This is a genomic window from uncultured Cocleimonas sp. (genome assembly GCF_947495625.1).
Lineage (GTDB): Bacteria > Pseudomonadota > Gammaproteobacteria > Thiotrichales > Thiotrichaceae > Cocleimonas.
Genome location: NZ_CANLZW010000032.1, coordinates 43,984 through 54,504 on the forward strand (window position 1 = coordinate 43,984; position 10,521 = coordinate 54,504).

Below are 10,521 nucleotides of genomic sequence, written 5' to 3' on the forward strand. Positions count from 1 at the left end.
AATATCATTGAATAAATAATACTAATAAACCATAAGTAAGAATCATGCTAATTGATTACTAAAGTATTGAAACAAGAAGAAACGATATGAAAGTCACCCCCCTACTTTTGGGCACTTTTTTTGGTACTGCTTAAATGGACTAAATGAAACGATTATTTATCTACGTTTCATAAATCATTTCAGGCTATGCATTACAACAACATCACAAATTAACTGTTTATTTTTATTTTGATTAATACAGTAACTATGAGAATTTAAGCCTGACGATAAAATATAATTAATTTGATCGTCAGGCGATAAAACAATTAAGCCCTAAAATCTCTTATGGCTTTATTAAATGTTTCACTAGGTCGCATGACGTTCTTGGTTTTTTCTGCATCAGCATAGAAATAACCACCGATATCAACCGCAACACCTTGCACTGAATTCATTTCTTCAATGATTTTGTTTTCATTCTCGGCTAATATTTTTGCTAAAGGCGCATACTGAGCTGCAAGCTCTGCATCTTCATTTTGTTCTGCCAGAATTTCAGCCCAATACATAGCCAGATAGAAATGACTTCCGCGGCTATCTAATTCTCCAGTTCGTTGAGAAGGTGATTTATTTTCATCCAGTAATTTTCCAACTGCCTGGTCTAGCGTTTTGGCTAATAACTTTGCCTTATCATTACCGGTAAAGTCACCGGCTTTTTCAAGAGAGACAGTAATTGCCAAAAACTCACCCAAAGAATCCCAGCTTAAATGGTTTTCCTCTAATAGCTGCTTAACTAAAACAGGTGCAGTTCCTCCCGCACCGGTTTCAAATAATCCACCACCCGCCATCAGCGGAACAACAGATAACATTTTTGCACTAGTTCCTAATTCCATAATCGGGAAAAGATCCGTTAGATAATCTCTCAATATATTACCTGTCACAGAAATTGTATCTTTACCGCGAATTATTCTTTCCAGGGTATAACGCATTGAACGTAAAGGAGACATGATTTCAATATCCACACCCGTAAGATCATGATCTTTCAAATAATGCTTAACTTTTTTGATGAGCTCAAAATCATGAGGGCGGTATTCATCAAGCCAGAAAACAGCAGGAATTTGAGCTTCTCGCGCGCGATCCACCGCTAATTTAATCCAGTCACGAATAGGAAAGTCTTTGGTTTGACACATTCTCCAGATATCACCCTTCTCGACTTCCTGTTCGATAACAAAATTACTTTCTTCACACACTATTCTTGCTGTGCCGTCTTCAGTAATTTCGAAAGTTTTATCATGCGAGCCGTATTCTTCTGCCTTTTGCGCCATTAAACCAACATTAGGCACTGTACCCATTGTCGTAGGATCAAATTTTCCATTACTTTTACAGAAGTTAATCATCTCTTGATAAATACGCGCATAAGTACTTTCTGGCATCACAGCTTTTGTGTCTTTAGGCTTGCCATCAGGCCCCCACATTTTACCGCCATTACGAATCATGGCTGGCATAGACGCATCAACAATCACATCATTTGGTGCATGCAAATTCGAAATACCTTTAGCTGCATTTACCATGGCTAATTCTGGTCGTTCTGCATAACAATTATGAATATCTTCTAGAATTTCTTCTCGAACAGAACCAGGAAGTGTTTCTATTTTTTCGTAAACACTGCTAATTCCATTATTTGGGTTAACACCCAGCTTATCGAATAGCTCGCCATGTTTTTTGAACAGGTCTTTATAGAATACTTTTACCGCGTGACCAAAAACAATCGGATGCGACACTTTCATCATCGTTGCTTTAACGTGTAAGGAATACATTACGCCAGTTTCCTTGGCGTCATCCATCGTATCTTCGAGAAATTGACAGAGTGCTTTTTTACTCATAAACATGCTGTCTATGATTTCACCTTCCAGTAGATCTGTTTTTTCTTTGAGGATTGTTACTTTACCCTCTTTATTAACAAACTCCATCCTGACACTACAGTCTTTGTCGACGGTTTTACATTTTTCGCTGGAATAAAAGTCACCGTGACGCATATGAGCCACATGAGTTCTTGATGCAGGACTCCAGTCAGCCATTTCGTGAGGATTTTTCTGTGCATAGCGTTTAACCGCTGGTGGCGCTCTACGATCGGAATTACCTTCACGTAAAATTGGATTAACTGCACTACCTAAAATCTTCGAATAACGCTGTTGAAGGGTTTTTTCTTCATCTGTTTCGGCAGACTCCGGATAATCAGGAACACTAACCCCATGCGATTGCAACTCATCAATTGCAGTCAGTAACTGTGGTACCGAAGCACTAATATTAGGCAACTTAATTATGTTCGCGCTTGGCTCAGCAATGACCTTGCCTAATTCCGCCAGATTATCCGGAATTCTCTGTTCTTCAGGAAGAAAATCTCCAAACTCACCAATTATCCTTGCCGCCAGGGATATGTCACTCTTCTCTATCTCTATCTCAACCCCTGCCGCTGACATAAACGCTCTCAAAATGGGAAGTAATGAGGCTGTTGCTAAAAGTGGTGCCTCGTCAGTAAGTGTATAAATGATTTTCGAACTTTCATTTCCCATTTGCAATACTTCTCCATTGTAATTAAGTTAATTTATGCGCAGATTAGATCATATAATTATATCTCTTTTGGAGTAGCCTAAACCCTCATATTCTTCAATGAAGGGTATTTGACCATTTAAAATCGCCAACTCCACTTGAGAATACCATTGAAAATAAAATATTTCGGACACAAAAAATCCCGCATGAAGCGGGATTTAGTCTGAATAAATTCAGGAATTTGGTGCCGATGGCCGGAGTCGAACCGGCACTGCTTGCGCAACACGCCCCTCAAGCGTGCGTGTCTACCAATTTCACCACATCGGCTAATATGACGCTATTTTGGTATATCTGAGGGAGCTTCATTTTCAATAGCAGGAGCAACATCACCCGAGCCTTTTGGTAGATCTACTTCTGACGATCCTGCAGGAGCAGGCTCAGTGATTGCAGTAGGTATAATTGACTCACCCACAACACCATCAGGGTGTGCAACTAACCACGCGAGCATTAGCGAATTAGCAAAAAATACCGTTGCGAGTACTGCAGTTAGTTTTGTTAAAAAATTACCCGAACCACGCGAACCAAACACTGTGCCTGAAGCACCGCCACCAAAAGCAGCTCCTGCGTCCGCACCTTTACCGTGCTGAATTAGCACTAGACCAATAATACCTAGAGCTACCATGATTTGAATAATTAACAATACGTTATATAACATGTAAAACCTTTACCTTATTAAGCAAGCGCAGCAAGCCAGAGTAGACTCAATTTAGTCTTTAACCTGCTTTGCAAATCGCTAAAAAATCTTCTGCTTTCAATGAAGCGCCACCAATAAGACCACCGTCTATATCAGCCATGGCAAAAAGCTCATCGGCATTTCCACCGTTTACGCTTCCACCATATAAAATTTGTACTTTCTCAGCCACATCAGCATTCAATGCAGCAATCTTTCCACGAATAAACGCGTGCACATCTTGTGCCTGTTGTGGCGATGCTGTCATTCCTGTACCTATAGCCCAAACAGGCTCATAAGCAATAACACCATCTGCAAGAGCTTCTACACCTTCAAGCTCAATTACTGCGTCTAATTGACGAGCAACCACCTCTTCTGTGATCCCTTGCTCTCTCTCTTCTAATAACTCACCAACACATAAAATTGGCTTCAAACCATGCTTACGTGCAGCTGCAAATTTATTTGCTGTATCTTCGTCTTTCTCTGCAAACAAAGTACGTCTTTCCGAGTGTCCTACGATTGCATATTCACAATCAAAATCATTCAACATAGGTCCAGATATTTCACCTGTAAATGCACCCGAATCATGCTCAGATATACTTTCTGAGCCGTAAGCTACATCAGTACCTGATAACAACTCTTGCACAAGAGGTATATAAATATAAGGAGCACATACTGCTACTTCTGTTTTAGCTTCTGACATTCCCGCCAGAACACCATTTAACAATTCTTTAATACTTTCTTTAGAACCGTTTAGTTTCCAATTACCAGCTACCAGAGTTTTACGCATGTGTTTTCCCTGCCGTGTTTTTCGAATCGCGGAAGATTAACCCTAGCCCACACATAAATCAATTGTTTTGTGCATTAACGCGCGACTTTCTCTACAACATCAGCAATAAGTTGCGCGTATTGCTTCGTATGTTTTTCTTCTACAGCCTCTACCATCACTCTAATTAGAGGCTCAGTACCTGACGCTCTCAAAAGAACACGACCACTATTCCCCATCTGCGATTCAGCATCTTTAACAGCGGCCTGAATTTCTTTATTATCTTTCAGGTCAATTTTATTATTGATCCGAACATTAATTAGTGTTTGAGGGTATTTAGTCATAACTTGCTTCAAGTCATGCAAGCTTTTACCACTTACAATTACCGCATAAAGAACTTGAAGCGCAGCAATGGTCCCATCACCTGTTGCTATTCGATCGCGAACGATGATATGCCCAGACGACTCTCCACCAAGAATACCCCCCGACTTACGCAGCAATTCCATCACATATCGATCGCCTACATCTGCACGATGAAAATTCAGACCCATTTCCACCATCGCTTTCTCCAAGCCAAGATTACTCATCAAGGTGCCAACCACATCCTCTTTGAGTCCTTCATTCTGCATTCTATGAGCAGCAATTATAGCTAAAATTTCATCTCCATTAACTACTTCACCCTTATGGTCAACCATCATCAAACGATCACCATCACCATCTAAGGCGATGCCTAAATCTGCTCGATACTCTTTGACGCTCTTTTGCAATAAAGCCAAAGATGTAGCACCACAACCATCATTGATATTAAATCCATCTGGTTTCGCCGCTATCTTTACGACGTCAGCACCTAATTCAGAAAACACATCAGGGCTGACGTGATAAGTAGCTCCGTTGGCACAATCAACAACAATACGAAGACCTTCTAACGTAATGTGAGAAGGTATGGCGCGCTTACAAAACTCAATATAACGGCCTGCAGCATCATCAACGCGCTCTACTTTACCTAGCTTATCAGAACTAACAGTAACCAACTCTCGCTCTAGATATTCTTCAATCTCATGCTCAGTCTCATCTGAAAGCTTAGTCCCTTCCGCAGAAAAGAACTTAACGCCATTATCCTGATAAGGATTATGAGAGGCACTGACAACTATGCCAGCCGACGCTCTGAAGGTTGTAGTTAGATATGCCACACCAGGAGTTGGCATAGGCCCCAGCAAACGAATATTCACGCCAGCAGCCACTAAACCAGCTTCAAGCGCTGATTCGAGCATGTAGCCTGAGATACGAGTATCTTTCCCAATAACAACAAGCGGAGTGCCGTGAGCGGCTAACACTTTGCCCGCAGCCCAGCCTAGCTTTAAAACAAAATCTGGAGTCATAGGTGCTTTACCTATTTCTCCACGGATACCATCTGTGCCAAAATATTTTCTACTCATAAATTTTGTACTGCTTAGGGTTTTGTTTAATTTGTGCGGCACATTATAGCACTTTTCCTTTATCTAAATACCCCTACCCAATTAAACAAACGCAGGTAAAAGAAACCATAAAAGAACTACTAAATAAAAAAAGGCCTACAAGTAGGGGGGGTGACCTTAATAATAAGTTCACAATAAAAAAGGACGCTAAATGCGTCCTTTTTCACAACTCTTAACAAATAGACTAAATAGACTCAGCAGGATCACCAATTACATCTTTTTTAGATTTTTTATCATCTTTAGATGCTTCGGCTTCTACCACTGAACCACCATCATTATCGCCATCAAGAGGAGAATCATCATCAGTCCAACCCTCTGGCGGAGGAGGTACGTCTCCCTTCATTATGGCCGCGATCTGCAGCTGATCAATTGTCTCATACTTAATAAGTGCTTTAGCCATTGCATCTAACTTATCAATATTCTCTTTCAGAATAGTTTCAGCACGAATGTAGTTAGTATCTATTATTTTACGAACTTCATCATCAATTTCATGAGCCGTATCATCAGATACACTCTTAGTTGGCGCACCCATAAACCCTTGATTCTCATCATCACTGTATGACAATGGGCCTAGTTTTTCAGACAACCCCCATTTAGTCACCATATTACGTGCGATGGATGTGGCGCGTTCGATATCGTTTGATGCTCCAGTAGTTACACCTTCTTTACCAAGAATCATTTCCTCAGCAATACGTCCACCAAATAGTGTAGAAATCTGACTTTCCAGATTTTGCTTACTGGCACTGTACTTATCTTCTTCAGGTAAAAACATTGTCACACCCAAAGCACGGCCACGAGGAATAATAGTCACCTTATAAACAGGATCATGCTCAGGAACTGTCAAACCGACGATTGCATGTCCTGCTTCATGATAAGCCGTGTTTGATTTCTCTTTCTCATTCATCACCATGGACTTACGCTCAGCACCCATCATGATTTTGTCTTTGGCTTTTTCGAACTCTTCCATGCTAACTACGCGTTTATCACCTCTTGCCGAAAATAGTGCGGCTTCATTCACAAGGTTTGCTAGATCAGCACCAGAAAAACCTGGAGTACCACGCGCTAAAATTGCAGGCTTAACATCTTCACCTAAAGGTACTTTACGCATATGTACTTTCAAGATTTGTTCACGACCACGAACATCTGGTAACGGAACAACGACTTGGCGATCAAAACGACCTGGGCGAAGCAATGCTTCATCCAGAACATCAGGACGGTTAGTAGCAGCAACTACAATAACGCCTTCAGTACCTTCAAAGCCGTCCATTTCAACCAGAAGTTGGTTAAGTGTTTGCTCACGCTCGTCATTACCGCCACCCATTCCAGAGCCACGCTTACGACCTACCGCATCAATTTCATCAATAAAAATTATGCAAGGCGCGTGCTTCTTTGCTTGTTCAAACATATCACGAACTCGAGATGCACCAACACCAACAAACATTTCAACGAAGTCAGAACCAGAAATACTAAAGAAAGGTACTTTAGCCTCACCAGCAATTGCTTTAGCAAGAAGCGTTTTACCTGTACCAGGAGAACCAGCCAATAAAACGCCGCGAGGAATTTTTCCACCCAATTTCTGGAATTTGCTCGGGTCACGTAAGAACTCTACTATTTCAAAAACTTCTTCTTTCGCTTCTTCACAACCTGCAACGTCATTAAATGTTACTTTAACCTGGTCTTCCGTCATCATTCGCGCTTTACTTTTCCCGAATGACATTGGACCACCTTTACCACCACCGCCTTGCATTTGGCGCATGATGTAAATCCAAAGACCGATGATCAATAAGAATGGAATAGTATTCACCAGAATATCTACAAGAACTGAACGACCTTCTGGCTCTTTTACGTTAATTTTCACATCATTAACGATCAACTCATCCACTAATTTAGGATCGTTGTAAGGCGCATAAGTCTGAAACTTTTCACCAGAAGTACTTTGACCAGTGATAGTTTGACCACTGATTTCAACTTCTTTAACGCCTTTATTATCAACGCGCTTGATGAAATCCGAATAAGACATGCCAGTTGATTGCGCAGTAGGCACATTGAATTTACTGAAAACAGCAACCAAGACCAGCGCTATCACCACCCACATGACTATATTTTTATTTAAATCGTTCAAGAAATATTCCTCTACTTAAATCTTATGCTTGTTAAAAAAGAACAAACTATTTGCCTCTGATCTTACACTATTATTTAAAAGATAATTAGTTATAAAAACCCTGAGCTACAACATATACTTCACGACTACGAGGCCTAGAAGCCTTTGGCTTACGTACTTTAACCTTTTTAAAATGACTACGAACGTCTTTTAAAAACGCATCCGATCCATCACCTTGAAACACCTTTGCAACGAAAGAACCACCTGGCTTTAATATCTGACAAGCCATATCTAAGGAAAGTTCGCACAAGTAAATTGATCGAGGTTGATCTGTTGCTTCCACACCTGACATATTTGGGGCCATATCTGAAATTACAACATCTGCCTTGTAATTAGTTGAATCTTTATTCAATACGTTCAAAATATCATTAAGGACGCTTTCTTCCGTAAAATCCCCTTTAATGAACTCAACAAATGGCAATGGATCGATATCAAGTATATCGCTAGCAACCACACGACCATTTTTTCCCACTAATTCGACAGCATACTGACTCCAACCGCCTGGAGCTGCACCCAAATCGACGACTTGCATGTTTGGGCGGATTAAATTGTCTTTCTGTTGAATCTCTTCCAACTTATAAACAGCCCTAGATCTATAACCATCATTCTGCGATCTTTTGACATATTCATCATTAAAGTGTTCTTTTAACCAGTCTCCACTGGTTTTGCTTCTAGCCATTTACATCTACCCGCATTATGATTGCGCCCATGAATAAATTAGAAATTAAACAGCTTAAAGCATTAGCTCACAAACTCAAGCCGATTGTTACCGTTGGACAACATGGCATGAAAGACTCAATCGGTGAAGAATTAGATTCTGCGCTAGAGTTTCATCAACTGGTAAAACTAAAAGTAAATCTTGGGGATCGTGGCTCCAGAGATGCTTTAATCGAAGAATTAGGCAAAAAATACAAAGCCGAACTCTTGCAGCGCATTGGCAACATAGCCGTTTACTATCGCAGAAACTTCGACAAAGAAAACTTACTTAAAAAACCATAAAACAGCACTCGTTTACACTATTCACTCTATTTCATATATGAATATTAAAGCTTACTATGCTCCCGATCACAAAAAGGGCTATTTTTAGTGTGCTTACATCCACATAAACCATATTTTTTCTGTTCATCAACCTCGAACTTTAGCGGTTCGAGGTTTGTATCTTTATGAGAACCATCACAAAAAGGCTGATTTTCAGATCTCCCACAAGCACACCAGTAATAAGTTTTCCCTGGCTCTAATTCAACGACGTAAGGACCTTTCTTTGCAATTACAGGGTTAGATCTATGTGGCACAGCATTACTCCTTTGTGACTGTTTCTATTTTTCATAGGGTGAATCATACAAAAATTCATTTCATCTGCACATTATATTATAAGGAATATCGAAAGGATTTATCTTCCTTTGCGCTTGAAGAACCCACCAAATAATTTTTTCGGAGCATCGTCTTTTTTTGCTGCGGAAGGTTTATTATTTTTACCCGGGCTCGGATTAAACTCAATCAAACCAAGGTTTAACAAGGCATTGTAAACATCAATAACTTGAGCATGCTTTACAATTAGTTTCTGTTGTACCTCAGATAAGCTGTAAGCTCCCTCTTGCAATAAATCAATTATTTCAGCCATGTGAGGCACAATCATCAATTGCTTTAGATTTAACTGATTTTTCAAACCGATAATTCTTGATAAATCCGTGTTCTGAGGCGACCTGCCTTTAGAGGTAAACACACTAGCAGCCCAAACAAACGACTCTATCGAATGAGAGAGCTCTGACTTCTCTCGCCTAAAACTTTGGTGTGTTTTAGCTTCATCATAATCTAAATCTCTAACAGAAAATTCCCCGGGCTCAACCAATACAGAACAGTATTCTTTAAATTTAGGAGAATCCAAAGCGATATTACAGTAAACCGTATTTAACCTATGATCGATAATAATTAAAAAACCGTTTAGTTTAATTTCGATAAGCTGATAGGTTTGTTTAGCTATTTCCAGTTGACGCAAGAAGATAGATAACATGTGTTTTTCTGGCACAAAACTCTCTAACATTGATTCATCAGAGACATTATCTACATTATCATCTACAAATAAACTCACCCCCCCACTTTCAGGCGTTATTTCAGACTCTTCTTCAAAATCATAAAGGATATCATCGATATCTTCAGTGAGAACTTCTTGAGCCCCCCCCTGATCATCTACCTGTTCAAAATCTGATGACGCGTTAGAGCTAGAAGTCGATTCTAATTCGTTTGCAACAGTTTGTATCTCGGGCTCTTGAACAGCACTGGCCTTTTTCTGAGTTTTAGATTGCGTCTCCAAAGCCTGATTTAATTTAGCCGCCAAATCATTAGGATCAGACTGTTTTTCAAGATTTGATTTACTGGCTTCAATTTTTTGCTGTTTGAGCAACATCCTTTCATGCTTTAATTTCTCGCGCTCTAACCTTAATTTTTCTTGCTCGCGGCCTATTCTCTCCATTGCGAGCCTTTCTTTTTCTAAAGCCGCTTTTTCTCTTTGCTCTATTTCAGCTTTTTCTTGCTCAATTTTTGCCAGCTCAAGATTTTCTTGTTCTAGCATTACTGTTTCTAATTGCTCTTGTTCGAGCCGCTCCTTTTCTAGTTGCTCTGCTTTGAGCCTCTCTTTCTCGTGTTTCACTTTATCAAGCTTTTCTTGTTCTAGCCTTTTTTGTTCGAGTCGTTCTGCTTCGATGAGTTCTGCTTCGATGAGTTCTGCTTCGATGCGTTCTGCTTCGAGTCGTTCTGCTTCTATTCGTTCCGCTTCAATTCGTTCTGCTTCTATTCGTTCCGCTTCAATTCGTTCCGCTTCAATTCGTTCCGCTTCAATTCGTTCCGCTTCAATTCGTTCCGCTTCAAT

General features: G+C 40.2%; 9 protein-coding genes and 1 tRNA gene. 1 reads left to right on the plus strand and 9 read right to left on the minus strand.

Translation table 11 applies throughout. The features are described from left to right. Positions 1 to 305: 305 nt before the first annotated feature. From Q1A31_RS16335 to rlmE, 7 genes are all read right to left on the minus strand, one after another. The gene (locus tag Q1A31_RS16335) at positions 306 to 2,546 is read right to left on the minus strand and encodes an NADP-dependent isocitrate dehydrogenase (RefSeq protein WP_299879194.1); all 2,241 of its coding nucleotides are present in this window, start codon (positions 2,544 to 2,546) and stop codon (positions 306 to 308) included. 219 nt (positions 2,547 to 2,765) lie between these two features. Next, positions 2,766 to 2,850: transfer RNA gene (locus Q1A31_RS16340), tRNA-Leu, on the minus strand. Between the two features lie 10 nt (positions 2,851 to 2,860). Next, positions 2,861 to 3,238 carry a preprotein translocase subunit SecG gene (gene secG / locus Q1A31_RS16345; RefSeq protein WP_299879197.1) on the minus strand — a complete coding sequence of 126 codons (378 nt, stop codon included), beginning with the start codon at positions 3,236 to 3,238 and terminating at the stop codon, positions 2,861 to 2,863. A gap of 58 nt (positions 3,239 to 3,296) precedes the next feature. Then, positions 3,297 to 4,043, minus strand: coding sequence for a triose-phosphate isomerase (tpiA, locus tag Q1A31_RS16350; RefSeq protein ID WP_299879200.1), 747 nt, complete (start codon positions 4,041 to 4,043; stop codon positions 3,297 to 3,299). A 74-nt stretch (positions 4,044 to 4,117) separates the two neighbouring features. Next, positions 4,118 to 5,455, minus strand: a complete 1,338-nt coding sequence (gene glmM / locus Q1A31_RS16355; protein ID WP_299879203.1) for a phosphoglucosamine mutase — start codon at positions 5,453 to 5,455, stop codon at positions 4,118 to 4,120. Positions 5,456 to 5,678: 223 nt separating this feature from the next. Further along, positions 5,679 to 7,616 carry an ATP-dependent zinc metalloprotease FtsH gene (ftsH, locus tag Q1A31_RS16360; protein ID WP_366943039.1) on the minus strand — a complete coding sequence of 646 codons (1,938 nt, stop codon included), beginning with the start codon at positions 7,614 to 7,616 and terminating at the stop codon, positions 5,679 to 5,681. A gap of 85 nt (positions 7,617 to 7,701) precedes the next feature. Beyond that, positions 7,702 to 8,334, minus strand: coding sequence for a 23S rRNA (uridine(2552)-2'-O)-methyltransferase RlmE (gene rlmE, locus Q1A31_RS16365; RefSeq protein WP_299879206.1), 633 nt, complete (start codon positions 8,332 to 8,334; stop codon positions 7,702 to 7,704). A gap of 29 nt (positions 8,335 to 8,363) precedes the next feature. Between rlmE and Q1A31_RS16370 the strand changes: the two genes are divergently transcribed. After that, a complete protein-coding gene (locus Q1A31_RS16370) occupies positions 8,364 to 8,654 on the plus strand; it encodes a YhbY family RNA-binding protein (protein WP_299879209.1) in 291 nt (96 codons plus the stop codon). A gap of 44 nt (positions 8,655 to 8,698) precedes the next feature. Here Q1A31_RS16370 and Q1A31_RS16375 read toward each other — a convergent pair whose 3' ends face one another. Next, a complete protein-coding gene (locus tag Q1A31_RS16375) occupies positions 8,699 to 8,947 on the minus strand; it encodes a CDGSH iron-sulfur domain-containing protein (protein ID WP_299879212.1) in 249 nt (82 codons plus the stop codon). A 98-nt stretch (positions 8,948 to 9,045) separates the two neighbouring features. Further along, on the minus strand, positions 9,046 to 10,521 hold a 1,476-nt coding region (locus tag Q1A31_RS16380; protein ID WP_299879215.1), incomplete at its 5' end, for a hypothetical protein.